Origin of the sequence: Paenibacillus plantiphilus (assembly GCF_927798095.1) — a bacterium.
Taxonomy (GTDB): Bacteria; Bacillota; Bacilli; order Paenibacillales; family Paenibacillaceae; genus Paenibacillus_Z; species Paenibacillus_Z plantiphilus.
Genome location: NZ_CAKMMF010000018.1, coordinates 1 through 24,325, shown reverse-complemented (window position 1 = coordinate 24,325; position 24,325 = coordinate 1). Strand labels below are relative to the sequence as shown.

Below are 24,325 nucleotides of genomic sequence, written 5' to 3'. Positions count from 1 at the left end.
CGGCATAGGAAAGGCAGCCAGCACGGCTCTCCAAGAGCTGCACTGGCTGCCTTTCGTTTAAAAAACTTTAGTGTAGCTTTTCGTTTAAAATGCTTTAGTATTGCTTGCCTTGCCTTGCCTTGCCTTGCTTTGCCTTGCTTTACTTTACGTTTCCTTGTCCTGCTTTACGCTGCATTAATGCAGCGTTACATTTTCGTTCTACGTCACTGCGCCACTCTTATGCTGTTCAAAATGGAAGAGGGACCGCCCCATCCAGGCGGTCCCTCTTTATGAAATTCTAACCGCCGAAAGCCTCACGGAACGCCGCACAGAGCTTGCTCTGCTCAACCTTCCACAGCTCGGAAATTTCCTCGCTAACATTCTCGTCCCACCAATCGGACAGCTTCTTGCGGTGGCTGGCATTCTCTGTTACCCATTGGATATTCAATAGGACCTTGTTTACATACAGCTTCTCGGCTTGCTCGACCTGTTCCTTGGGGATCCAAACGCCGAGCCGCTTGATTGTTCGATACAGCTCATTTTGACAGGCGCGCCTGACTTTGCGGGCGGTAGGGTAGACGGTTTGATGTCTTTGGGGGGAAGGCTTCATGGCGAACGACTCCTCTCTACCCCCTTTATATGCGCGCTGCCGTCCTCTGGTCACAGCAATTACTGGACGACGATATAACCTACCATCGGGCCGCTATTCTCCATCGTATCGTGTGTGAGACAGAGGATCGGATAGGTTCCTTTACGCTCTGCTGTGAAGCGAACGACCGTCGTCTTGCCCTTGACCACCTCACCCTTAACATCTAATCCCTCGATGACAAAAGGATGCGATTGTCCATTGACTCCAGCTATTCGAAGCTCGACAGGATCTCCTGCATTCACGACAATGGTCCCCGGGTCCCAGCGGTAAACTTCAAACTGCCTGCCTTCTTTAGTCGTTGTTTTGAATTCTCCTGTCACAAGATGAAAGACGCGAGGCTCTTGCGATGCGCCGATCGCTTCCCTGGATTGATTCCATTTCAGACAGGCGGCAGCAATAAGGACGATGAGAATGATGGCGGCGAATAACCGGATTTGCTTTTTCGTTACAACAAAAATTTTGGACATGAAACATTCCACCTCTTCCATACGTATGAATTACAGCTAGTCTATGCGGAGGCTTGTCAGCACATGCCAGCTGTGGAGGCATCTATTGAAATGTGCTAGAATACCGTAGAGAGACGAGCATACAAATTTTGTTTGAAACGGACAGCCTTCCAGCCTTCGACAAAAAGGCATGGGCGAAAGGCTGCAGTGAGAGGAGAGACAGATGGATTGGATTCGGGAAGTGTTGCATGATTTGTTATTGTGGGTTGAAAGCTTGGGTTATTATGGGATTTTAATTGGTCTGTTAATTGAGGTTATTCCGAGTGAAATTGTACTTTCCTTTGGCGGTTATTTGGTTCACAAAGGCGAGGTAACGTTCTGGGGAGCGGTGCTGTTCGGCACATTGGGCGCCATTGGCCAGCAATGGATTCTTTACGCCATCGGCCGCTATGCAGGCAGACCCTTCTTTGATAAATATGGAAAATATATTAAGCTCAAGCCGAAGCATCTTGACCTCTCGGAGAAGTGGTTCCAGAAGTACGGGGCGGGCATCGTATTCACGGCCAGATTCGTGCCTGTCATGCGTCAAGCCATTTCGATTCCGGCTGGCATTGCCAAAATGAATTTCTGGCTATTTACGCTGCTGACGGCAATTGCCTCCGTGCCTTGGTCCATTATGTTCGTTTATTTGGGTTATACCTTGGGCGACAAATGGGAGACGATAGATCAGGAAGCGGCAAAATACGTGCAGCCGGCCATTCTGATTGCTGTTGCTCTTCTTATTGGCTATGTGCTGTTCAAATATTTGAAAAGCCGTGGCAAATCCGTCTAATTTGTCGGAGCGCTCATTGGTTTGGTACAATATAGAGGATCGGTTTCATCCAAATTGAAGGAGGCATACATATATGGCAAGCAGTGTAGCGGAGAAGCTTAACAAGGGAATCAGCCCGCAGCAATTTATCGATTCCATCGAGAAGAATAAAGAAGCGTTTATGAACTGGTACAACGGGTTCCAGTGGCCTAGCGAGGATGACCGCGAGTTTTTCGAATCGATGAACAATCGCGATGATTTGCGCTGTGTGATTCTGGCGGCGGAATGGTGCGGCGATGTTGTGCGCAATGTGCCGGTCGTCCTGAAGGCGCTTGATGTAACAGGCATTCCAACAGAGATTCTTATCATTGAAGAGCATCTTGATACGATGGATCAATTTCTGACGATGGGCGGACGAGCTATTCCAATCGTAATTTTCTCCGATACCGGCGGGCATGTGCTTGGACAGTGGGGACCGCGTCCGGCGCATGTGCAGGAGGCAATGATTGCGTTCAAGCAAGCGAATCCGGACCGTGAAGCGGCTGATTATCAAGAGAAGCTGGGAGCAGCAAGACAAGAGATGGGACGCCGTTACGGCGAAGGCACGGAATACCAGCAAGTCATTCTGGAAGAGCTGCGCAAGCTGCTGTCCTCCTTCTAATTTTATGCTGAGAATAGAGACATTTACTTTAGGTCCCTTGCAGACGAATGCTTATTTGATTACGGAGGAAACCGGCAGTCGAGGCATCGTCATTGATCCCGGTATGAATCCCAAGCGATTGATTGAGCGGATTCGCGATCTCACGATTGAAGCGATTGTGCTGACACATGCGCATTTCGATCATATGGGCGGGGTGGATGAGGTTCGCAAGGCAGCTGGCTGTCCGGTCTACCTGCATGATCTCGAAGCTGACTGGCTGACCGATGCCGGCAAGAACGGCTCGCTTCGCTGGTCTGAGGTTACAGCGCCGCTTACTACCGAGCCAGCAGAATATGCGCTGGACGAGGGACAGAAGCTGGAGCTGATCGGACATACGTTCAAAGTGATGCATACACCCGGTCACTCGCCAGGAAGCGTGAGCTTGCTGTGCGGCGAGCATTTGATCAGCGGCGATGTGCTGTTCCGCATGTCTGTTGGCCGCTCGGATTTGCCTGGCGGACGCGAGCGGGATTTGTACGATTCCATACGCAATAAGCTGTACAAGCTCGATGCGGGCACGCGTGTTTATCCGGGTCATGGGCCTCAGACAACGATTGGATTTGAAATGGCGAACAACCCTTACGTACCGGCTTAGGCTGGTGGTAAGGGTTTTTACCTCGTTTACGTGATGGAGGAATGGATATGGCTGAGATGAAACAGCAAGTGAAGGAAGAAGAGCTGGAGGGTGGCTCCGGCGGCAAGGTGGAGCTGACCCCTGAGGAGCGAAAGGCGGAGCAGGAGCGCATTGTGAAACGGATCAGCGTCGAGCTGAGCATACCGCTAACAAAGGTGAAAGCTGCGGTCAGCCTGCTTGATGAGGGGAACACGATTCCTTTCATCGCCCGTTACCGCAAAGAGATGACAGGCGAGCTTGACGAGAACGATCTGCGTTCCATTGAGGACAAGCTTCAATACATGCGAGGACTGGAGACGCGCAAGCGCGAGGTCATCCGGCTCATCGCTGAACAGGGCAAGCTGACAGACGAACTGCAAGCAGCCATTGAGGCTTCGGTGAAGCTGCAGGAGATTGAGGATCTGTACCGGCCTTACCGGCAGAAGCGGAAGACTCGCGCCAGCGTGGCGAAGGAGCGGGGGCTGGAGCCGCTTGCTGCATGGCTGCTGTCGCAGCCCCGCCAGGGCGAGCCGCTGCGCGAAGCCGAGCGCTATGTGGATGCCGATAAAGGTGTAACGACGGCTGAGGAGGCGCTTCAGGGCGCGATGGACATTATCGCAGAAGGGATTGCAGATGACGCCAAAATCCGCGCGTGGGTGCGCAGGCATACGTTCGAGCAGGGTGTGGTCAGAACGGAAGCGAAGGATGCGAAGCAGGAAACCGTCTACGAAATGTATTATGCCTATCAGGAGCCTGTCAAAAAACTGCCGCCGCACCGGACACTCGCCATCAATCGCGCGGAGCGCGAGGATGTGCTTCGCGTAGCGTTGGATGTGCCAAATGAGCGAATCCATGACTATATCGATCGTCAGATTGTTCGCGGCGGGACAACCGCGCCTATTCGCGACCTGCTCGTGCAGACGATCGAGGATGCCTATAAACGGCTTATCGCTCCCTCAATCGAGCGCGAGGTGCGCGGCGAGCTGACGGAGAAGGCTGAGGAGCACGCGATTGGCATCTTCTCTGCGAACCTGCGGAACCTGCTGCTGCAGCCGCCTGTAAGAGGGCATGTTGTGCTTAGCGTCGATCCTGCGTTCCGAACGGGTTGCAAGCTGGCAGTCGTGGATGAGACCGGCAAGCTGCTGGATGTTGCCGTTTGTTACCCGACTGCCCCGCATAACAAAGTAGCCGAAGCAGAGAAGCTGATCGGCGGACTGATTGACAAGCATGGGGCAGAGCTTATCGTAATCGGCAACGGGACGGCCTCGCGTGAGACGGAGCAGTTCATCGCCACGCTCATCAGCAAGAGAAAAGCGGCTGGCGCGGATCAGGAGCGGGAGCTCAAGTACATTATCGTCAACGAGGCGGGCGCGAGCGTCTATTCCGCATCGAAGCTTGCGCAGAGCGAGTTTCCATCGCTTGATGTCGCAGAGCGCAGCGCTGTATCCATTGCGCGAAGGCTGCAGGACCCGCTTGCCGAGCTGGTTAAGATCGAGCCCAAGGCGATTGGAGTCGGTCAATATCAGCATGATGTCAGTCAGAAGCGGCTGGAGGAAAGCTTGAGCGGCGTCGTGGAGTCTGCGGTCAACCATGTTGGCGTAGATGTCAACACAGCATCGCCTTCCCTGCTTTCTTACGTGGCGGGCATTAATGCGACGACCTCCAAGAATATCGTGAAATATCGTGAGGAGAACGGCAAATTCAACGACCGCAAGGCGCTTCAAAGCGTGCCTCGGCTAGGAGCCAAAACGTATGAGCAGTGCATCGGCTTCATTCGGGTGCTGGAGAGTCCCAATCCGCTGGACCGTACGCCGATTCATCCGGAGTCATACGGTGTTGTAGACAAGCTTTGCAAGGAGCTGGGGCTGAAGCTTGCTGAGCTTGGCTCAGAGGCGTTCAGAGCGGCGCTGGAAGCGGTCGACACGGAAGATGTAGCTCCGAAGCTTGGGGTCGGCGTACCGACGCTGCGGGACATTCTGGACAGCCTGCTTCGCCCGGGACGTGACCCCCGCGAGGAGCTGCCGCCGCCAATATTCCACACCGAGGTGCTGGATATTGACGATCTGAAGGCGGGCATGGAGCTGCACGGCACAGTGCGCAACGTCATTGATTTCGGCGCATTTGTCGATATCGGGATCAAGAACGATGGTCTCGTCCATATTTCGCAGATGAGCACAAAGTTCATTAAGCATCCTATGGATGTGGTGTCCGTAGGCGATACCGTGACTGTCTGGGTGCTCAGCGTCGATACCAAAAAGGGCAGAGTGAGCCTGACGATGCGCAAGCCGGATTAGGGAGAATTGCCGGCTGGCATCTGTATCGCCCTGCCGCGCGCTGTGCACCGCTTTCATGGGATGGGAGCGCGCTGCTGTGCTCGTGAGCATCAGGGTCTTTTTCCGCACCGCACGCGCCTCCCGGCGCGCGGTGCCATCGCGGCACGCGGTGCTCGGTCACACGTCGGCGGTCAAACCTCGTCCAATGCGTGCAGCTTGGCGCTGTGAGGCTCTGAGGGACAGCTAGCGAATTCATACAAGTGCAAATGGGGTGTTATCCCGAAGCAGCTAGACTGCCGACAGATAACACCCCATTTTTCGTCGTTCCGCAAAACATGTCACAGAACGGATACATTAGCATTAGCCGCAAAGTAGCTTTGGGCCCTTCTGTGTCACGGTATCCTGATCGCGCACCTGTCCTGTAAACGATCTTTTGAGACAGTCGATTAACTGTTTACATTTCAAACCATTCACTGAAATCGATTGAAATTCGCCTTTCAAAAGCGTATATATCGACTTTTTGGGGTGAAAAGCGGAGTTTTTCTCACCAAAAATCGATTTTTGAAGCTCAACTATTTTTGTGAACGAATTAATCGACAGTCTCAAAAACCTGCTTACAGCGTGCCGATCGGCGGCCACGAGCTGTAGTGGCAGTGTTAAGGCGGAAAAACCTGCTTACAGCACGAAAAGCAGCAACGTTCGAGTCTGTAACACGGAAAAACCTGCTTACAGCATACCAATCGGCGGCAAACGAGCTGTAGTGGCAGTGTTAAGGCGGAAAAACCTGCTTACAGCACGAAAAGGAGCAACGTTCGAGTCTGTAACACGGAAAAGCCTGCTTACAGCATACCAATCGGCGGCAAACGAGCTGTAGTGGCAGTGTTAAGGCGGAAAAACCTGCTTACAGCACGAAAAGCAGCAACGTTCGAGTCTGTAAGGGGAATATAGAGACTGTCGATTGACTGTTTTCAATTCAAAACTTTCACTGAAATCGATTGAAATTTACCTGTAAAAAGCGTTATATCGACTTTTTAGGGTGAAAAGCGAAGTTTTTCTCACCAAAAATCGATTTTTGAAGCTCAACTATTTTTGTAAACGAATTAATCGACAGTCTCTTTTTCCATCTTACAGTGATTATGCAGCCAACAGCCACCCTCGAACAAGTATCCTAAGAGCTGCGAATTATTTTCCTATAAGCTTGCGGTATCTCCGTCCGGGTGCTGCTTCGTACGGTAGAAATACCAGCAATCGTTAAGCAGACGAATCTGCCGGCGATCTTTTTTTAAGAAAGCGCTCATCAACTGATTGCACAGCCACTGCGGCACATTCATCGCCCTCCTTCCGCTGTCGCTTGTTGTAATAACTAGCTTATGGGGATAGGCGAATGTCCGTGCAGGTCCACTGGAATTTAGCTTTTGAAGCCCTCTGTGGCGCAATAACAGGTGCAGTGCCACTTTGTTAGCGTAGGCCAATAGCAAGCGGCCACAACGCGCCTAGCGGCACTACACTGCAGTCCTGCAGACATTTGTGGTAACTTCGAACCGATAGGTGTGCTTCGTTAATGTTTACGCGTCCATTTCCTCTTCGTACCATTGCTCTAATTGAGCTTGCAGAGCGCGAATTTCTGTTAACAGAGCGATAAGGGGATAGGCTTGCTCCTGAATGGAAGCAAAGTCCTTCTCCAGTTCATTCATATAATCAAGGCCGGATTGGATCGTTATCGATTTGTCGTGCAGCTCCAGGTCAGCACACTCCGCGATCGCATATGGAAGTGACGGAACGTTGCTTGCGGTCAGCTTGTCGATCTCCTTATGCAGCCGCAGATTGAGCGCGCTAAGCTGGTACGCATGCGATTCAGGCATCTCTACAAACGAAAGTTGTTGCTTGTCCTTCATAACAATATAACGCATCAGTGCCATAGTTAAGTACACTCTCCCTTGGAATCCAACAGGTAAATACTACTTGACAGTGTAGCGTATTCATCCTTTAAAATTCAAGTAGGAGTCCGTTTCTTATCCACAATTATAGGTTGCAATAACCTTTAGGGAGAATGACAATGGAAGATACAATGCTTCAAGCATGGATAGAACGAGTATCGCTGCAAAGCTTCGGACTGCCGTTCCGACACAAGGCATCCTTTAACAGTCGGCTTACAGCGACAGGGGGACGTTATTTTACAAAATCGCATAATATCGAAATTTCCCCGCATCAGCTTGCCAACTATGGACCAGAAGAGACAGAGAAAATTATCAAGCATGAATTATGCCATTATCATTTGCACATTATGAAGCGGGGATACCGGCATCGGGATGCCGACTTCAAGCAATTGTTGGCGAAGGTCGGCGGAACGCGCTTCTGCAAATCACTTCCTGGCCGTGAAGAACGCCGGGTGCAGCCATATCGGTACAAGCTTGTTTGCCGGAGCTGCAGCGCAGAGTACTTGCGAAAACGAAGAATTGACCCTGATCGATTCGCCTGCGGAAAATGCCGCGGAAATTTATTGTTATATACGCTTGACTTAAAAGTTCAAACATGATACATTATTTCTTGTCACTAAATTATATTCCCTGATAGCTCAGTTGGTAGAGCACTCGACTGTTAATCGAGTTGTCACAGGTTCGAGTCCTGTTCGGGGAGCCAATTCTTTTTTTGGAGAGATACCCAAGTGGCTCAAGGGGACCCTCTGCTAAGGGGTTAGACTGCGCAAGTGGTGCGAGGGTTCGAATCCCTCTCTCTCCGCCACATAAAGTTAAACGAGTGGGCCGGTCATCGTGGTCCTTTTTGTTTGCCTGAATGAGGCTTGTCTGATTGGTTTATAAGAAAAAGCTTGCACTTGTTAACGTAATTGGTTATAATAATACCTGTCGTCTTTTAAGCTGGGTGACTAATTACATTCATTGCGGCCCGTTGGTCAAGGGGTTAAGACACCTCCCTTTCACGGAGGTAACAGGGGTTCGAATCCCCTACGGGTCACCATCACATGAGTCATTAGCTCAGTTGGTAGAGCACCTGACTTTTAATCAGGGTGTCGTAGGTTCGAATCCTACATGACTCACCATTTGCTTTACCTCAAGAGCAAATGTATACTTTAGAAGCAACAACTGAATATGCGGTCGTGGTGGAACGGCAGACACACCATCTTGAGGGGGTGGCGTCCTATGGACGTGAGGGTTCAAATCCCTCCGACCGCATCCCTAGAAGAACCTGGAATTCCTTGTTGTAGAAGGATTTCAGGTTTTTTTGTTCTTGATATGTATGTGGAGTAAATTAATGTGGAACTTTATAGATATCTCCACCTTTTCGTTGGCGTATGGAACTCAACATTAGATATCTCGCCCATGGTGGAAGCACCGCTTTGGGCGAATGTAAAGAGGTCTGGGAGCAAGAAGTATATGCTGCCGCCTAATTCGGCTGAAGCAAAAGAGAATTCGATAGGGGCAAGGGAATTTTCAAGAAGTAGTCTACCCATTTCTAATTTTACGGAATTCCTTAGGAGTACGGTTACAATGTTTTTTGAAAGACTGGATAAAATGATTGACATGATTGAAACCAATTCTCCGAGCAATTTCAGTTATCGTATATTCAGTGGATTCTAACAACTCGCAGCTCCTTTTAATACGATATTTAACCAAGTAGTCATAAGGAGTCATATGAATGCTTTTTTTAAAGCTGCGCGTGCACTCCGAAACGCTCAAATGGGCTGCGTCAGCAATTTCTTTCAACGTTACAGGATCACTATAGTTTTGATGTATAAAGCTAAGCATTACTTGCAGCCTCTCTTGTTGGCGTCTGTTGTGTTTGGAGGACTCCTCTGAAGAAAGAGATATATTTGATATTAGAATCAACCATAACTGAACCGTTTTGATCGAAACCTTATACTGCCATCCCCAAGCTTTTTTCTTTTCAAATTCCTCTCTCATATCCCAAAGGATTTGCAAAACTTGATTTTGCCACTCCTCATCTCCTTTGATTTCCAGCGAAAGAATAAACGAATTCGTATAAGGAAGTACAAAGCTTTTTTCCATGATACTGTCTGAATAGAAGGCGAGCAACTTCTCCGGAAAATTAAAGCTGACATATTCTCCGTCATGAGTGAGGTGTGAAACAATGTGCAGAACACTCTTATTGATAAAAATGGCTTGTCCGGCTTTTAAATCATAATCGATTCCGTTGATTTGTATCGTTAGTTTCCCTTTGGTCACTAAAGTCATTTGCAATTCTTCGTGCCAATGCAGATCGTTAACGCCTCTGCCTTTGGGAGTCGACCCTTGATTCGTATGTGTGTGCATAATGTATGGGAAAGCCTCGTCAGGATATTGAATGGTTTCAAATAATTGTTTTTCCAAGGGACAGACTCCTTTATTAGACGATATTTCAATATAATTGAATGATATATTTGCACAAAATAGACGTTGGTGATGATATTATTATATCCATCTTAGTACTAACCTACAATTCTGTGCACAGGTAATTGTCTAATGCTTGGAGGATCTATGGTTAAATTCAATAAATCTTCGTTATTTTCTCATCCGTTTATTTTACTATTCATCAGTATATTGTCTGTTTCGATCTCTTCCATCATGATCAAGTTTTCAGATACGCCGACTTCTGTAGCTGGGATGTACAGATTGTTTATCTCAGTCATCATCATGCTTGCTTTGGTGCCTTGGAGAAGGCTTCGCTCCATAGATATGAATAAAAAGGATTGGAGTATCGTTCTGTTAGCCGGCCTTTTACTAGGGTTACACTTTCTATTCTGGATGGAATCCTTGAGCTATACCTCTGTCGCAAGCTCCATGGTCATCTTGGCGTTGCAGCCATTATTTGTGATGACTGGTTCATATTTTTTATTCAAGGAACAAGCTAAATTGCCAACTGTTCTGTGCTTGATCGTTGCTGTTGTGGGATCAATCCTTATCGCTTGGGGAGACATAGGAGTGTCCAAAGAAGCGCTAATTGGAGATGGTTTATCGTTAATAGGGACATTCTTCGTTTCCGCATATTTGTTGGCGGGGCAGAAGGTAAGCCATAAAATCGATGTCAATATATACAGCATCATCGTCTTTTTTATTGGCGGCGCTGTCATGCTCGTCTACAATTTGATTTATAACTACTCATTAATTGAATACGACTCATCAGAATGGACCTACTTTTTGTTGCTTGCGATAATCCCGACTATCTTTGGACAATATATTTTCAATCTATTATTGAAATCAATTGGGGCTACGACTGTCTCTGTAGGTATTATCGGAGAACCTGTACTTGCCATCATTCTTGCGTATCTGTTATTAGGAGAAACCATTTCGTTATTTCAGTTCTTAGGCGGTATGCTGACTTTATTCGGTATGGGCATGTATTTTTGGTCAAAATCATTAAGCTACAATGTGGATGGAGGAATAAAAAATGGCAACAATCGATGATTTCTTGAAGCTCGATATTCGTGTTGGAACAATTACAAACTCGGAGTTTTTTTCGGAAGCAAAAGTACCCGCTATTAAACTTGAAATTGACTTTGGAGCAGAGATCGGAATTAAAACATCGAGTGCACAAATTGCGAAGCGGTATAAGGCTGAGGAAATGGTAGGGAAACAAATAGTAGGTGTCGTTAACTTTCCTGCTAGGCGTATAGCTGGTTTTAAATCAGAAGTATTAATTCTTGGAGGAATACCGGAAAAGGGGGACGTGGTTCTCTTGAAACCAGACATTACACTACCGAATGGAACACTCATTGGGTAATTTAAATGGGCAAGACTATAATAGGAATAAAGACGAGGAGAATGTATAGTGGAAACAAAACGTTGTAGCATTGAAATTACAAATCAAGCTGACTATATTGATTTAAAAAAATTATATAATGATACTAAAGTATGGGATTATTTGGGGGGTCATAGAAATTTAGAGCAAATTGAAGATAGAATTACTGAATGGATAAATCCTCAGGAAAATTGCCAATACTGGACAGTGAGAGAATTAGGTTCTGGTGCATTTTTAGGAAGCATCTTATTAACACCACACTATGATGGAGAATATACTCAAATTTCATATATGTTTTTATCAAGTGTTTGGGGTAATGGTTTAGCATTTGAGGCGGTTAGTGAGGTGTTGTATCATTCCTTCAAAGATAAAGCATTTAATAAGCTTATTGCTGAAGCACAATCAGCAAACACTTCTTCATGTGCCTTATTAAAAAGACTTGGCTTTTATGAAGTAAAGAGAGTTAATCGCTTTGATGCAGAGCAAGTAATTTTTGCTATAGACCAGACAGGTATATAATCATTGAATAATCGTCGAAACGATAGCGGCCGAGCAAGAGTTGCCCCTTGTTCAGCCGCTTTAAACGCACATTATCCGCATCTGTATCTACCGTATTCGCATCCAAATGCTTCATTAGCGTATACGGTGTATCCATATCCCGTTGCTATGTTCACCTACAGCTTGCTGTTCATTGCGGCAAACTGTTCGAAGTTGATCATTTTTGATTCCTCTGTAAGCAACCATTCGCCCGATTCGGATTTTCCGAGAATAACAACGAGGTCGAGGCGGTATCCGGCGCCGGTGCTGTCTTGGGTTGTCTGGGAAACACGAACGGCAGCCTCTGTTCCGGTAAAGTGGACGATCTGTGTTTTTTCGACGATCGCCGTAAGATTCTGCTGCTCGAAGGTTTGCTTCAACAGCTCCATTACTACGTCAAGTCCGGGAAATTGAGGGTCCATCGTGGAGCGATAGGCTGCAATGTCCTCATCATTAATTGCCTGGATCTGTTTGTCGATGACCGCTAACAGACTTTTTTTGTCTTCTTCGGGAACGGTTGGTTCCTTGCCCAATACTTCTTCTGTATTCAAATATTGAATAGCTCCGGCAGGCTCAAGCAAATATACCTTCCAATTCTGGGCTGCATCCTGTGTCAACGTCAGCTTATAGTCAACGGAGTTGTCCAGGTAGAAGCTGTCGCCGCTAATTTTTTTGGTAACCATGTTCATTGTAATTATGGCTTGGCCGGGTTTCCAGTCGAGAATGCTGACCAGCTTTGATTGTGACTCGGTTTTTACATCCAAGACGTCCTCGGGCATATTCTTAATCGCTTCATAAATGGGTGAGGCGGGGTCGAAATATTGAAGTCTGTCCACATACTCTGACTTGCTTAATTGATCAAGAAAGGCTTGAAGCTTGGCGCGGTCCTTGTCAGTTGGACTGCTGTTGCTGCTGGCGCCCTTGCTATTGATTTTGATCGTTTGCGCGGCTGCATTCCAATCTACGAGCATTCCTGTCGCTTCCCCTACAAATCGGAGGGGAACCAATGTCCGTCCTTCTTTCACGATTAGCTGAACAGCTTTAGAAGATACCTTCCCGTCGATTACAGGTCTGTCTGATCCGATGCGGAACTGAATCGTTTTGCCTGGCGCTGTGCCTGCGATGACCTTTTCTTTTGCGTTATAATCGATTGTGTAGCCAAGAGCAGTGAACAGTCCTTTGAACTCGACATAGGTAGTGCCTTCCTCGATTAATGGCGGTACATCAAATTCGATTTTTCGGTCATTCACCCAGACCCCGATGTCTTTCTTTGACGCGGCTCCAGCCGATGCGGCCCCTGAGAATGCAAGAATTAGTGCTAGCGCTGCCAGAATAAAAACATACCCTCTTTTCAATATTGCTGCTCCTCTCATTCACTCATAATTATGGTAACATGACCCACTACTGGGAACTATACAATAATACCAATTGTAAAACCAATCTTGCAATGATATAAATGACCTAGAAAAGTTTTGCAAACGACACAATACTCCCTTTGTCTGGGAGCATTGTTTGCGCAGGAGGTGTTGTTGTGACTAGAAAATATATTAATTTAACGATAGGCATTATTATGCTTATATTTTCCGTGGTTCAAGTGATAGACGGGAACTCAATCTTTTATTTCATTGGGTGTATTAGCTTGATCGCTGTTGGAATTAACGTATTCCTGTGGAAAAAGAAGGTCTAGCCGGGGGCTATTCTTGACAAAAAACCTTATTCAGCGCCCTCTTGGGGGTGGTTTGAAGCTGCGGTTTCGTCGCCGGGATGACTTTCCTTCTTATATGCGACGAGGATGATGGCATCGCCTGTTGAGTTGGACAAATCACGTTCCATCTCGTTGAGCTGCTGGATTGCTGCTGTTGAGAGTCGGGCTGTCGTGTAATTCATTCTTGCTCCTCCTTCTTGTTCAATTATTAGGCTATTATGTCCTGATTAAGACCTTGCTAATCGGGATGTTTACGTAAGCGGTAGCGGCAATGACCCATAGACTATTCGCAAATATATGCTATCATTACAGGAAGGCTCCGTGCAGGAGCCTATTTTGTTATAGGGAGGAAAACATATGTGCAGATGTATTGCATATCTCATGCCAGGAGAGAGGACGCGAATCGGAGGTGAATCGTTCTATGAACCGTAGTCTGTCCGATCCCATCACAGCCAGCTTGGTAGAGCAGCTTGTGTTCTTCGATGAGCAAAAAACATCGCTTCTAGAAAGACACTTCCCCGAGCATCATCGTGATCGCAGAGGTATGGAGTTATTGATAAACAGGTACAGGGAGCGTCTAGAAGCAATCGTTGCTGAGAATAATAGGGACGTACTGAGTCAAACGGTTCTCATCGGCAGCAACGTGACCGTGCGAAGCGACGAGGACGGTACGGTGGAGTCCTACACCATTGTGATGCCGGAGGCTGCGAATATAGAGGAATGCTGTATCTCATTCTTATCTCCATTGGGCCAGGAGCTGCTCTTGTCAGAGAAAGGCCAGATCATTACGGTACAAACGCCGGCTGGAAGCTATGAGCTTACAGTAGTTGATATTACAAGCGGGTTGCCGGCCTGAATGAGACGCAGGCGGCTTGTCGGGCCACGCTTCGCGTGTGGTGCGACTTGCCATTTTGCAGCTAAATGGAAGGTACAATAATTGGGAAAGGGTGACTATGCATGATACAAATTAAAGAATTTATCGACTCCGATATTTATTACGCCGAGCGGAAAGCGAATGAGTTTCTAGCGACGATTACGGAAGAGCAATTCGTGGATATCCGCTATGGAACGTTAGTGAAGACGAATCCTCAGCGGACAGAGTATCAGAGAAGCACGATACTGGTTATTTATAAAACAAGCGGCTAGCTGGCTACCCATTAGGCGAAATGTGCGCGGGAGGGATATAGATGCAGCTGGAGAAGACTGATAAGGAACGGGGCTCGGAACGCCTTTATAAGGTTTTTCTTGGGATTTCCATATCATCGGCAGTCGCATTTGTACTAGTTATTGCTGGCTATCTCATCTATAAGTTTGTGTAAGTCTTCGATATCGGTTGACAATGTGAATAATTATGTCATAATGATAATATCAATATGACATAATTATTTTTTTGTTGTCATTTATCGGCTGGGAGGCGGTTAAAGCAGGATGGAGAATGAGCATACCTATTCGGCAAGCAGTTATCGAACGCCCGATGGAGCGCCTACCGATATCGTTATTTTCACCATAACAGCCCAGGATCGGGAATCAGGGAAGAAGTCGCTGCCGCTGCGGGAGCTGCAGTTGTTATTGATTGAGCGGAAGATATGGCCGTTTCAGGGGGTGTGGGCATTGCCTGGCGGGTTTACGCAGGAGACAGAGACGGTTGCGGAGTGCGCGCAGCGGGAGCTGAAGGAGGAAACGGGCATTTCGGATGTGCGCATCGAGTATTTCAATGTATACAGCGCACCCGGGCGCGATCCCCGTGGATGGATGATCTCGCACGCCTTCCTCGCGCTTGTGAAGGAGGACCTGCTCAGAGAGCGCAAAGCCTCGATTGATGCGGCGGATGTACGGCTGTTTCCAGTGAGCGAGGCGATGAATATGAAGCTTGCCTTTGACCATCATGACATTATTAGGGACGCTTTGGACAAGATTCGGGAGAAGATGCTGACCACGACGATAGCGAAGGAATTTCTTCCTGAGGAGTTTACGATTGGCGAGCTGTATCAGGTGATACAGACCGTTGTTCCCGCGTTCGAGGAGAAGAATTTCATCCGCAAGGTGACTTCGACTCAGATAAGGAAGGGCATTATTGAGGAGGTCAGGGACGAAGCGGGCAAGCTGAAATCCTCGAATAAATATTCGCAGAGGGCGGCACAGCTGTACCGGTTCACGGATTATGAGCCGCAGCTGTCCATCTATAGTTAGCGAGGCTGCCGAGGCGGCGAGCTGTTATGCGGCAATACAGCACATGACTATGGCGCAAAAAACCTTCAGGAGAGTGATCCATGTGATTTGGCTGAATGAAACGAAGCTGGAGAACAAGCTTTTTCCCAATGGGGAGACGTTAGTGAATGGAGAGCAAATGCTTCAAGCGGCAGTGGATGGTCCCAACACCGTTGCGTTCAAATACAGGCATGACGGTGATCTGATCGGACTGATGTTTGTGAAAAGATTTCTGGATGATCATGGCTTCCGCGCACGCCTCGTCATTTATTATATGCCTTACAGCCGCATGGACCGGGTGGAGGGCTCATCGGTATTCACGCTGAAATATGTGGCTGATTTCATCAATACGCTGCAGTTCGATACGGTTACGGTTATTGAGCCGCATTCGGATGTTACGCTGGCTCTGCTGAACAAGAGCCGCGCTGTGTATCCATCGGTCGAGCTGCTGGAAAGAGTCGCTGCGGAAGTGAATTTCAACTTGGAGGAGGACTATCTGTTCTTCCCGGATGCAGGCGCACAGAAGCGCTATAGCAAGGTCAAGGGCTATAAGGGGCTTGTTGGCTTTAAGGTGCGGGACTTCCAGACCGGGCAGATCATGCAGCTTGATATTGTCGGCAAGGTGGATGACAGCAAGAAGGGCTTCAAGGCAATCATTGTTGATGATCTATGCTCGTATGGCGGAACGTTCTTGATGAGCGCTGAGAAGCTGAAGGAGATCGGAGCAGCACAGATTTACTTGCTGGTCGGCCATTGCGAGAACTCGATATATGAAGGAAAGCTGCTGAATGCCGATTTCATTGATAGAGTATTTACGACGGATTCGATTCTGGAGCAGCCGGAGCCTGGGACTGAGTCGGAGCATGACGTTATAAAAGTGTTTCCATTAGGAGGTTATTAATATGACAACGCGCAATTTTGTTTATCCTGCGACACTGCTATGTGATTTCTATAAGGTGAGCCATAAGAATCAATATCCGAAGGGAACGGAGACGGTCTACTCGACCTGGACGGCTAGAACGAGCCGGCTTGAGAATATGAACGAGGTTGTAGCCTTTGGCTTCCAAGCTTTTATTAAGGAATATTTGATCGATTACTTTAACGAGCATTTCTTCAGCAGGACGCGGGAGGAGGTTGCGGCAGAATATCGAAGAGTGCTTCAATACGCGCTGGGCGTCCAGTCGCCTGATGCTTCGCACATTGAGGAGCTGCATGATCTGGGCTATATGCCGATCAGAATTAAAGCGATCAGGGAAGGCACGCTCGTCCCCGTCAAGGTGCCGATGCTGACCATTGAGAATACGCGGCCGGAGTTCTTCTGGCTGACGAATTATTTGGAGACGTTGATGTCGTGCCAGCTGTGGATGCCTGCTACGAGTGCAACGCTAGCTTTTGAATATCGCAAAATTCTTGAGCAATATGGCAGAGAGACGAATGGCGATACGTCGGGCGTTCCCTTCCAGGGACATGACTTCTCGATGCGCGGCATGAGCTCGCTGGAAGCGGCCAAGAGCAGCGGCGGAGGGCATCTGCTGTCGTTCACAGGAACGGATACGATTCCGGCTATTCTATATTTGGAAGATTACTATGGCGCGAATATGGAGAAGGAATTGGTAGGGACATCGATTCCGGCGACCGAGCATAGTGTTATGTGCGCGCATGGCAAGGACGAGATGGCATCGTACAAATATTTGATCAACGAGGTTTATCCGAGCGGATTCGTATCGATCGTCTCGGACACATGGGATTTGTGGAGCGTGCTGAACGTTGTTATTCGGGGGCTCAAAGAGGATATTCTGGCCCGTGACGGCAGAGTTGTCATCCGCCCGGATAGCGGCGACCCTGTGAGAATCATTTGCGGTGATCCAGAATCGGACAACGAATCGGCGCGCAAAGGCGTCATTGAAATTCTGTGGGAGATTTTCGGTGGGACGATGACGGAGAAGGGCTACAAGCAGCTGGACAGCCATATCGGCGCGATCTACGGGGACGCCATTACGCTGAGCCGCTGCCGGGAAATTTGCGAGAAGCTGGCGGCCAAAGGCTTCGCTTCGACGAACATGGTCTACGGCATCGGCTCGTACACGTATCAGTATAATACCCGCGATACATTCGGCTTCGCGCTGAAATCGACGTTCACGATCGTGAATGGAGAGGAACGCAAGATCTATAAGGACCCTGTAACGGACAGCGGCAACTTCAAGAAGTCGCAAACCGGATTGGTGTTGGTTACGGAGGAGAATGGCCGGATCGATTATATCGACAATCTTAGCGTTGCGGAGTATCAAAGCAAGGAAGCGGCAGATTTGCTGGAAATCGTATTCGAGGACGGCAAGCTTCTGCGTGACCAGACGTTGGCCGAGATTCGGGCGAATGTGCTGGGGAATTTGTAAATCGGATTGATCCTGCATCCTGATTCGACTGCCAAACATGGTTTGGCAGTTAGAATCAGGATTTTTTTGCTCAGTGAGAGCGTAATAAAATAATCTTACATTCACACCTGCCTTCAAATTATGACATATTATGTGTATTTTTTAGTATAGTATGATTATGAACAAACAAAGAATGGGGCTATAGATAGCAAGGGGAACTTGCGAGGTTATGCCTCTTCCCCCTATTCTAAATTTGGAGGGCGTCAAATGTCAGCATTTATTTTTGTTGCTACAGCGGCAATCATATTTTTCTTACTCACTGTTTTTCTCAAGGATAGGAAAAAAAAGCCGTATCATTTGATTGTTTTTAACCTAATTGTCGCTTTTATTAGTGCGACACTAGGAATTATTATGCCGAATGAGATGAGTTTGAACGGTTTTTTAGTTTTTATTTTATATATTATTGTATCATTTGGTTACATTCTACATGGCATGAAAATGAATAATCGGGTTAAAAGTTAAAGTCAAACGATTGAGCAAGGGTCAAAATATGAGATTCTGCTTCAAATCAGGAAAGCGGCATCTAATAAACACGCCTTCATTCAAGCCGGCGACCACAAGCTGCGTTATTCGCGCAAGCAAGCGTGGTCCGCTTGAATAGGACGTGTTTATTTTTTATGCCAATCTTATTTCTCCTGCTCCCTGTAAACCGCTGGCGATACGCCATATTTGCCCCGGAAGATGCGGAAAAAATACGAGTAGCTGCCGAAGCCGCAAGTCTCGGCAATATTCTCCAGCGACATCGTGCTGTATTTCATCCGTTCGATAGCCATTGATAAACGGACATTTTGGGTATATTGAATAATGGTTATGCCGAAGCAATCCTTAAACAGGTGAACCGTTCTGGAGACGCTGAGTCCGACATGATCGGCGATATCCTGCAAGGAGAAGGATGTGCCTGCCTGTTCATCGATAAAGTTCTTCATTCGCGTTGCGACGAAGGATCTGCCCTTTAGTGCGGATTGCGTATTGATGGAGCGGTCCACGGCCAGACATAGTGAGCGGAGTAGATAATCGGCAAGCTCCGGGTCCTCTTCCTCAAACCGGCGTTTCTCCAGGATCAACGCCCGCCAGATGGACAGCAGCCGCTCATCAGGGACGACCTTGACCTTCTGGGACCGCTCTCTGCGGCGCCACCACTCGTCCAGCCACGGACCATTGCAGATTACATAATAATCGCCGCTGGATACGGTCGCGCTGCCGTCCGTGCTGACAACATTAAGATGATAGGGGTCGCCGGGCTTGTACAGCAGCAAATCGCCGGTTTCAATTAGGGTCATTCTTCCATCGACCAGCGCTTGGCATGAACCCTCTGTTTGGAGGCGCAACAAATAGGTAGACAATGCTTCCTCATACCCTATCTGGAAAGGAGTGGAATGATAGGAGAAGCTGCAGCTCAGAATTTCTGTGGACATCGCTCTGACTCCTTTATTGATAGCAATATTGTTCATGTCATTATTATATTATACATCCACATATAAAGCCATTTCCATTAAAATTAGTATCAGATCGGTAAAGTGAAAACGGAGGGTGATCAGGATGAAACTCGGGCTGCAAATGTACACGCTGCGCGACGATACGGAAAGAGATTTTGAAGGGACGCTTCGTCAGGTTGCGGAAATGGGCTATGAAGGAATTGAATTCGCGGGGTATGGCGATGCGTCAGCGGAGGCCATGCGTGATTTGCTGCAGGATCTGGGTTTGGAGGCTTTCGGAAGTCATGTGAGCTTTCAACGACTGCAAGAAAATATGGAGGAAGAAATCGCTTATTTGAAAACCGTTGGAGCCCGCTATGTTGTCTGTCCGTATTTTACAGAAGAGCAGCATAGTGGCGGGGAACCGTTCTGGCGCGATATTTTCAAGCAATTCACGGAATTTGGAGAGCGGCTGCGTAAGGAAGGGCTGCAATTCGCTTATCATAATCATGATTTTGAATTTGCCAGCCGAATGGATGGAGAATATATTTTTGATGCGATGTATAGTCAAGTTGCTGCGGATTTGCTAAAAGTGGAAATGGATATCGGCTGGGTGCAATATTCGGGGCAGGACCCGCTCGCTTATATTGCCAAGTACAAGGGACGTCTGCCGCTGCTGCATCTGAAGGATTTCCGCAAGGGCGAGCCTGGCGCCGAGATTGACACTGTTGAACTTGGTCAAGGGGACCTGGCGTTGAATGATATTATCGCTGCGGCTCGGCAGGCAGATGTGGAATGGCTGATCGTGGAACAGGATCATTGCGCGAATCCTCCTCTTGACTCGGTCAGAACAAGTATTGAATGGTTGAAAGCGAACGGCCATACAGGTTAAGATAGTGTTATCAAATAAACTATCATATTAAGAGGAGCCATATTTTACAATGAATAAAATTAAAGTTGCAGTTATCGGCTGCGGAGCGATTGCCGAAAGAAGACATATTCCGGAATATGCATCGAACCCGAATGTGGAGTTAATCGCTTTCTGCGATCCGAATCTGGAGCGCGCTCAGAACTATGCGAATCGATTCGGCGCTCAAGCATTCGCTAATTATGAAGATATGCTCAGCGAGCTGAAGCCCGATGCCGTCAGCGTATGTACGCCGAACTACCTGCATGCGCCTGCTTCAATTGCGGCAGCGAACAAGGGCGCTCATGTGCTCGTTGAGAAGCCGATGGCAGTTAGCGATGAGGAAGCAGTGGCGATGATTGATGCTGCTGCCAACAATGGCGTTAATTTGATGGTTGGCCACAACCAGCGCATGATGCCGCCGCATGTGAAGGCCAAGGAAATTTTGCAGAGCGGCGTGCTGGGCAAGGTGCTGACATTCCGTACGACCTTCGGACATCCGGGGCCGGAGGGCTGGAGCCTTGACGGAGCTGGAAGCTGGTTCTTCCGCAAAGAGGAAGCTATTATGGGCGCTATGGGCGATCTTGGCGTGCATAAGTCTGATTTGATTCGGTATTTGCTCGAAGATGAGGTAGCGCAAGTAACTGGATTTATCGGCACGCTGGACAAGAAGGATACTGAGGTGGATGATAACTCTTCCTGCCTTCTCCGCATGAAGAGCGGTGCGATCGGCACGCTGGTAGCGAGCTGGACGTATTACAAGGGCGAAGATAACAGCACGATTCTCTGGTGCGAGAATGGTGTTATGAAGATCGGAACGGATCCGCATGATCAGGTTATTGTTGAGCTTCGCAACGGCGAGGTCAACCGTTACAATGTTGGCGCTATCGCTACCAATGAAAGACAAGAAACAAGCGGAATTATCGACGCCTTCGTTGACAGCATCCTGACGAATACGACGCCAAGCATCTCTGGCGAAGAAGGCCGCAAATCGCTGGCGGTCATTCTGGCTGCATTCGAATCGCAAGAGACAGGCAGAATTATTAATCTGTAAGCAGGGATTTTTATATATTTACAGATCAAGGCTGTCCGAAAGTAGTTGCAACTACTTTCGGACAGCCTTTTTGACTGATATCGTTAGGGGAGCGCTCTATTTGCTGCTGTGCGCCTTGCGCCTGCTTGTGTTTGTTTGTGCTAGTTTGTGCTAGTTTGTGTGCCGACCAGTGCCTGAGTGTGCCCGTCAGTGAGCCATAGCGTGCCCGCCAGTGGCTGCGCTGGCGCGATTAAGGAGAATGGTCAGATGCCGTTCAGCGCTGCTGAGAGTACGGCAGGTGGTTGTTGCAAACCGTTCGTCATTACTGCAAAAGTGAAAGTGCAGCAAAAAAGCTGGAAGTGGCTAAAATTACGCCTTGTAGCTGCAAAAATACAGCAACTAAACCCAAAAAGCGTTGATTACTTGGGCAACGGAGATATTTGAGTGATTATTGCAGCAACTTTTATGGAATGGAGCTATATGGGGTACAAGAACTGTATTTTCGCAGTTGTGCACTTATGCGCTACTCCAGTCTGCGCTCTGTCTGAGAGCTCGGTCTGTTCTCGTCAGTGCTAGCCTGCGCTCTGTCTGAGCTGGGTCTGTCCTCGTCAGCGATAGCCTGCGCTCGTCTGTGCTCGTACTGTACTTCGCTCTGTCCTCGCTCTGTCCTCGTTCTGTCCTCGGTCTGTACTCGCTCTGAGCTCGTCTGAGCTCGGTCTGTCCTCGGTCTGTACTTCGCTCTGTCCTCGTTCTGTCCTCGCTCTGCGCTCTGTCTGAGCTCGATCTACACTCATTAGCGCTCGTCTGCTCCAGCTTGTGTCCATCGGCGGCTGTTCTTGTTCCCGCTTTCGCACCGCGCGCAGCTCCCAGCGCGCGGTGTTTCGCTGCATGACGGCGGTCGGTCGACCACAGCGCCCGTGCCTGTCAGGGCGTTACATTGATCGATTGCAGCTGCAATGTTACAATTTGAGGGAATAGGAGGGTGCGCTAATGAAGGCTATATACGCGGGAAGCTTCGATCCCATCACACTAGGCCATGTCTCTGTTATTGAACGGGCATTCAAGCTATTTCAGCAGGTGCACATCGTAGTGGCTAATAACCGCTCGAAGAATCATTTGTTCACACTGGAGCAGCGGACTGAGCTGGTAGAACGCTCCATACCGAGTCTATATGCTAATCGCACTGTTATTATGCCTTTCGAAGGCATCGTCGCAGATTATATCAATGAGAACCGTATTGATGCAGTCATTCGGGGCATTCGCAATGCAACGGATTTGGAATACGAGCTCCAGTTGGAGCAATATATTCGTAATACAACAGCGGCAGAAACGGTTTACCTGTCTCCCTATACGCAGCACATGCAGACCAATAGCTCGCTCGTACGGATGTTTTTCCAGTCGGGCAAGCATGAGCTGGCTAGTCATTACATGAGTCCAGATGCCTATCAGCTGGCGCTGCTCTATGAATTGGGGGCGCGTTAGGACGATGAGAATGACGGTGCTTGGACCTTGGGGTGCTTATCCGAAGGCTGGGGAAGCGACTGCCGGCTATCTGATTGAACACGAAGGCCACAACATACTCATTGACTGCGGCAGCGGCGTACTGGCCAAGCTGCAGCAATATAAAACATTGGATGAGCTGGATTACGTCTTTATTTCGCATAGCCACTATGACCATATCGCTGATCTTGGTTGTTTGCAATATGCGTGCCTCATTGATATGGATCTGGGACGACGTTCGGAACTGCTGCCCATCTTTATGGCTGGGGAGAAGGCGGAACAGATTTCGTTCAAATCGATGAGCGGCTCGGAAATCCGGCGTATAGAGGCGGGGCAACGTGTTGACTGCGCAGGTTTGCAAATGACGTTCTTCAAGACGTTCCACGGCGCGTATTGTCTGGGGATGGATATTCGAGTGAACGGCCTGAAGATTGTCTATACGGCGGATACTTACTATGATGATTCCCTAATACAATATTGTGCCGATGCCGATGTGCTCATTGCGGAAACCTCCTTCTACAGCGATATACGCGACGCGAGGAAATACGGTCATATGAATGCAGAGGAAGTCGGTCTGTTGGCGCGTGAGGCCGGTGTGAGAAAAGTGGTTCTGACGCATTTGCCGCACTTCGGCAAAGTCGAGCAGCTTGCTGAGGAAGTGGCAGCGATCTATCAGGGAGAGATTGAAGTCGCATATTGCGGAATGGTTATCGAGCTCTGAATTCTGAGCTTGACTTGATGAACAATAGCATTAACACGGATGCATGAAGAGGCTGTTCCTGTGAAGTAGAATATTTGCTTCGTGGGAGCAGTCTGTTTGTATGTGAATTGTTCAATTATTGTCCATATTTGTAAAAGCATTTGAATTATTTTAATTGACACTGATAATCATTATCAATTAAAATGAATCTATGCTGCTTAAAGCTGCAAATTTATATGGACGAGGACGTGTTGCGCTAGTGGGTGTTTTATTTGAGATTGTGACAGGCTCCAAAATGGATACAGCTAAAATCATTCATGATTCCATGGATGTTTCGAATAGTGATCATCAGCAATGTGATAACAAGCAGGAGGAGCTAGGCGCTGTGGATCTGCAAGAAGACAGCGGTGGGTCACCGAATTATGCAGTGTCCCGGCCAGTTCAAGAAACGATTCCTGTACATGCTTGATGTTAAGTGCAGGCAAGCCCTGCATGCAGTTACATAGCTTGTAATCGCCTGGCGGCAGCTGCCGTCAGGCGATTTTATTGTGCGCCACGCATGGCGCGTAGCTAGGCGGTGAAAGTCCGCTATGGGGGCTGGCAGTTGCCAACCATTAGCCAAGAGCAAGGGTGTCCATCGTGAGGTGGAATCTGAAGGAAGCT

29 protein-coding genes and 5 tRNA genes are annotated in these 24,325 nt (G+C 48.3%); 26 read left to right on the top strand and 8 right to left on the bottom strand.

Translation table 11 applies throughout. From position 1 onward, the window contains the following. Positions 1-277 precede the first annotated feature (277 nt). Both L6H65_RS16130 and L6H65_RS16125 read right to left on the bottom strand, forming a co-directional pair. Positions 278-589, bottom strand: coding sequence for a dehydrogenase (locus tag L6H65_RS16130; protein WP_236343619.1), 312 nt, complete (start codon positions 587-589; stop codon positions 278-280). Between the two features lie 59 nt (positions 590-648). After that, positions 649-1,095 (bottom strand): cupredoxin domain-containing protein, encoded by a 447-nt coding sequence (locus tag L6H65_RS16125; RefSeq protein WP_236343618.1) that lies wholly within the window; start codon positions 1,093-1,095, stop codon positions 649-651. A 202-nt stretch (positions 1,096-1,297) separates the two neighbouring features. Here L6H65_RS16125 and uptA point away from each other — a divergent pair, with 202 nt between their 5' ends. The 4 genes from uptA (at position 1,298) to L6H65_RS16105 (ending at position 5,492) form a co-directional block, all read left to right on the top strand. Beyond that, on the top strand, positions 1,298-1,906 hold the full coding sequence (uptA, locus tag L6H65_RS16120) for an undecaprenyl phosphate transporter UptA (protein WP_236343617.1): 609 nt from the start codon (positions 1,298-1,300) through the stop codon (positions 1,904-1,906). A 73-nt stretch (positions 1,907-1,979) separates the two neighbouring features. After that, the gene (locus L6H65_RS16115; protein WP_236343616.1) at positions 1,980-2,546 is read left to right on the top strand and encodes a thioredoxin family protein; all 567 of its coding nucleotides are present in this window, start codon (positions 1,980-1,982) and stop codon (positions 2,544-2,546) included. A 4-nt stretch (positions 2,547-2,550) separates the two neighbouring features. Continuing rightward, a complete protein-coding gene (locus L6H65_RS16110) occupies positions 2,551-3,180 on the top strand; it encodes an MBL fold metallo-hydrolase (RefSeq protein WP_236343699.1) in 630 nt (209 codons plus the stop codon). A gap of 56 nt (positions 3,181-3,236) precedes the next feature. Continuing rightward, positions 3,237-5,492 carry a Tex family protein gene (locus L6H65_RS16105; RefSeq protein WP_236343698.1) on the top strand — a complete coding sequence of 752 codons (2,256 nt, stop codon included), beginning with the start codon at positions 3,237-3,239 and terminating at the stop codon, positions 5,490-5,492. A 1,169-nt stretch (positions 5,493-6,661) separates the two neighbouring features. On the opposite strand, the gene cmpA is transcribed toward L6H65_RS16105, so the two are convergent. Both cmpA and L6H65_RS16095 read right to left on the bottom strand, forming a co-directional pair. Further along, on the bottom strand, positions 6,662-6,796 hold the full coding sequence (gene cmpA, locus L6H65_RS16100; protein WP_236343697.1) for a cortex morphogenetic protein CmpA: 135 nt from the start codon (positions 6,794-6,796) through the stop codon (positions 6,662-6,664). Between the two features lie 240 nt (positions 6,797-7,036). Then, positions 7,037-7,390: a hydrolase/acyltransferase gene (locus tag L6H65_RS16095; protein WP_236343615.1), complete on the bottom strand. Its 354-nt coding sequence runs from the start codon at positions 7,388-7,390 to the stop codon at positions 7,037-7,039. A 137-nt stretch (positions 7,391-7,527) separates the two neighbouring features. Between L6H65_RS16095 and L6H65_RS16090 the strand changes: the two genes are divergently transcribed. The 6 genes from L6H65_RS16090 (at position 7,528) to L6H65_RS16065 (ending at position 8,662) form a co-directional block, all read left to right on the top strand. Continuing rightward, positions 7,528-8,007 carry a SprT family protein gene (locus tag L6H65_RS16090; protein ID WP_236343614.1) on the top strand — a complete coding sequence of 160 codons (480 nt, stop codon included), beginning with the start codon at positions 7,528-7,530 and terminating at the stop codon, positions 8,005-8,007. Between the two features lie 28 nt (positions 8,008-8,035). Next, a tRNA-Asn gene (locus tag L6H65_RS16085) sits at positions 8,036-8,111 on the top strand. An 11-nt stretch (positions 8,112-8,122) separates the two neighbouring features. Then, a tRNA-Ser gene (locus L6H65_RS16080) sits at positions 8,123-8,213 on the top strand. 159 nt (positions 8,214-8,372) lie between these two features. Next, positions 8,373-8,447, top strand: a tRNA-Glu gene (locus L6H65_RS16075). A 6-nt stretch (positions 8,448-8,453) separates the two neighbouring features. Next, positions 8,454-8,529 (top strand) — tRNA-Lys (locus L6H65_RS16070). 51 nt (positions 8,530-8,580) lie between these two features. Beyond that, positions 8,581-8,662 (top strand) — tRNA-Leu (locus tag L6H65_RS16065). A 270-nt stretch (positions 8,663-8,932) separates the two neighbouring features. Here L6H65_RS16065 and L6H65_RS16060 read toward each other — a convergent pair. Then, positions 8,933-9,817: an AraC family transcriptional regulator gene (locus L6H65_RS16060; RefSeq protein WP_236343613.1), complete on the bottom strand. Its 885-nt coding sequence runs from the start codon at positions 9,815-9,817 to the stop codon at positions 8,933-8,935. A gap of 147 nt (positions 9,818-9,964) precedes the next feature. Here L6H65_RS16060 and L6H65_RS16055 point away from each other — a divergent pair, with 147 nt between their 5' ends. The 3 genes from L6H65_RS16055 to L6H65_RS16045 are packed head-to-tail and all read left to right on the top strand — an operon-like array spanning position 9,965 to position 11,744. After that, complete coding sequence (locus L6H65_RS16055; protein ID WP_236343612.1) at positions 9,965-10,891, top strand: DMT family transporter; 927 nt, start codon at positions 9,965-9,967, stop codon at positions 10,889-10,891. Then, entirely contained in the window at positions 10,875-11,207 is a 333-nt protein-coding gene (gene csaA, locus L6H65_RS16050; RefSeq protein WP_236343611.1) for a chaperone CsaA, read from the top strand. Before L6H65_RS16055 ends, csaA begins: the two co-directional genes overlap by 17 nt. A 48-nt stretch (positions 11,208-11,255) precedes the next feature. After that, positions 11,256-11,744, top strand: a complete 489-nt coding sequence (locus L6H65_RS16045; RefSeq protein WP_236343610.1) for a GNAT family N-acetyltransferase — start codon at positions 11,256-11,258, stop codon at positions 11,742-11,744. A 155-nt stretch (positions 11,745-11,899) separates the two neighbouring features. Here the strand turns inward: L6H65_RS16045 and L6H65_RS16040 are convergent, their stop codons facing one another. Both L6H65_RS16040 and L6H65_RS16035 read right to left on the bottom strand, forming a co-directional pair. Further along, complete coding sequence (locus tag L6H65_RS16040; RefSeq protein WP_236343609.1) at positions 11,900-13,117, bottom strand: copper amine oxidase N-terminal domain-containing protein; 1,218 nt, start codon at positions 13,115-13,117, stop codon at positions 11,900-11,902. 358 nt (positions 13,118-13,475) lie between these two features. After that, complete coding sequence (locus L6H65_RS16035; protein WP_236343608.1) at positions 13,476-13,649, bottom strand: hypothetical protein; 174 nt, start codon at positions 13,647-13,649, stop codon at positions 13,476-13,478. Positions 13,650-13,888: 239 nt separating this feature from the next. Between L6H65_RS16035 and L6H65_RS16030 the strand changes: the two genes are divergently transcribed. From L6H65_RS16030 to L6H65_RS16005, 7 genes are all read left to right on the top strand, one after another. Next, positions 13,889-14,323 (top strand): GreA/GreB family elongation factor, encoded by a 435-nt coding sequence (locus L6H65_RS16030; protein ID WP_236343607.1) that lies wholly within the window; start codon positions 13,889-13,891, stop codon positions 14,321-14,323. Between the two features lie 101 nt (positions 14,324-14,424). Further along, positions 14,425-14,613 (top strand): sporulation protein Cse60, encoded by a 189-nt coding sequence (locus tag L6H65_RS16025; RefSeq protein ID WP_236343606.1) that lies wholly within the window; start codon positions 14,425-14,427, stop codon positions 14,611-14,613. 41 nt (positions 14,614-14,654) lie between these two features. Continuing rightward, positions 14,655-14,786: a hypothetical protein gene (locus L6H65_RS26605; protein ID WP_290370438.1), complete on the top strand. Its 132-nt coding sequence runs from the start codon at positions 14,655-14,657 to the stop codon at positions 14,784-14,786. Between the two features lie 109 nt (positions 14,787-14,895). Further along, the gene (locus tag L6H65_RS16020) at positions 14,896-15,657 is read left to right on the top strand and encodes an NUDIX hydrolase (protein ID WP_236343605.1); all 762 of its coding nucleotides are present in this window, start codon (positions 14,896-14,898) and stop codon (positions 15,655-15,657) included. A gap of 82 nt (positions 15,658-15,739) precedes the next feature. Then, positions 15,740-16,576 carry a phosphoribosyltransferase family protein gene (locus L6H65_RS16015; RefSeq protein ID WP_236343604.1) on the top strand — a complete coding sequence of 279 codons (837 nt, stop codon included), beginning with the start codon at positions 15,740-15,742 and terminating at the stop codon, positions 16,574-16,576. Between the two features lies 1 nt (position 16,577). Next, entirely contained in the window at positions 16,578-18,068 is a 1,491-nt protein-coding gene (locus L6H65_RS16010) for a nicotinate phosphoribosyltransferase (RefSeq protein WP_236343603.1), read from the top strand. 246 nt (positions 18,069-18,314) lie between these two features. Beyond that, positions 18,315-18,569 carry a hypothetical protein gene (locus L6H65_RS16005; protein WP_236343602.1) on the top strand — a complete coding sequence of 85 codons (255 nt, stop codon included), beginning with the start codon at positions 18,315-18,317 and terminating at the stop codon, positions 18,567-18,569. 164 nt (positions 18,570-18,733) lie between these two features. Here the strand turns inward: L6H65_RS16005 and L6H65_RS16000 are convergent, their stop codons facing one another. Next, the gene (locus L6H65_RS16000; protein WP_236343601.1) at positions 18,734-19,522 is read right to left on the bottom strand and encodes an AraC family transcriptional regulator; all 789 of its coding nucleotides are present in this window, start codon (positions 19,520-19,522) and stop codon (positions 18,734-18,736) included. Positions 19,523-19,637: 115 nt separating this feature from the next. On the opposite strand from L6H65_RS16000, the gene L6H65_RS15995 reads away from it, so the two are divergent. The 6 genes from L6H65_RS15995 to L6H65_RS15970 all read left to right on the top strand — a co-directional run bounded on the left by L6H65_RS15995 (position 19,638) and on the right by L6H65_RS15970 (position 24,131). After that, positions 19,638-20,414, top strand: a complete 777-nt coding sequence (locus tag L6H65_RS15995) for a sugar phosphate isomerase/epimerase family protein (RefSeq protein ID WP_236343600.1) — start codon at positions 19,638-19,640, stop codon at positions 20,412-20,414. Between the two features lie 49 nt (positions 20,415-20,463). Further along, the gene (locus L6H65_RS15990; protein ID WP_236343599.1) at positions 20,464-21,483 is read left to right on the top strand and encodes a Gfo/Idh/MocA family protein; all 1,020 of its coding nucleotides are present in this window, start codon (positions 20,464-20,466) and stop codon (positions 21,481-21,483) included. 246 nt (positions 21,484-21,729) lie between these two features. Continuing rightward, positions 21,730-21,906: a hypothetical protein gene (locus tag L6H65_RS15985; RefSeq protein WP_236343598.1), complete on the top strand. Its 177-nt coding sequence runs from the start codon at positions 21,730-21,732 to the stop codon at positions 21,904-21,906. 546 nt (positions 21,907-22,452) lie between these two features. Further along, complete coding sequence (coaD, locus tag L6H65_RS15980) at positions 22,453-22,944, top strand: pantetheine-phosphate adenylyltransferase (RefSeq protein ID WP_236343597.1); 492 nt, start codon at positions 22,453-22,455, stop codon at positions 22,942-22,944. A 4-nt stretch (positions 22,945-22,948) separates the two neighbouring features. Further along, positions 22,949-23,683, top strand: a complete 735-nt coding sequence (locus L6H65_RS15975; RefSeq protein WP_236343596.1) for an MBL fold metallo-hydrolase — start codon at positions 22,949-22,951, stop codon at positions 23,681-23,683. Between the two features lie 238 nt (positions 23,684-23,921). Further along, the gene (locus L6H65_RS15970; protein ID WP_236343595.1) at positions 23,922-24,131 is read left to right on the top strand and encodes a hypothetical protein; all 210 of its coding nucleotides are present in this window, start codon (positions 23,922-23,924) and stop codon (positions 24,129-24,131) included. The last annotated feature ends 194 nt before the right edge of the window (positions 24,132-24,325 follow it).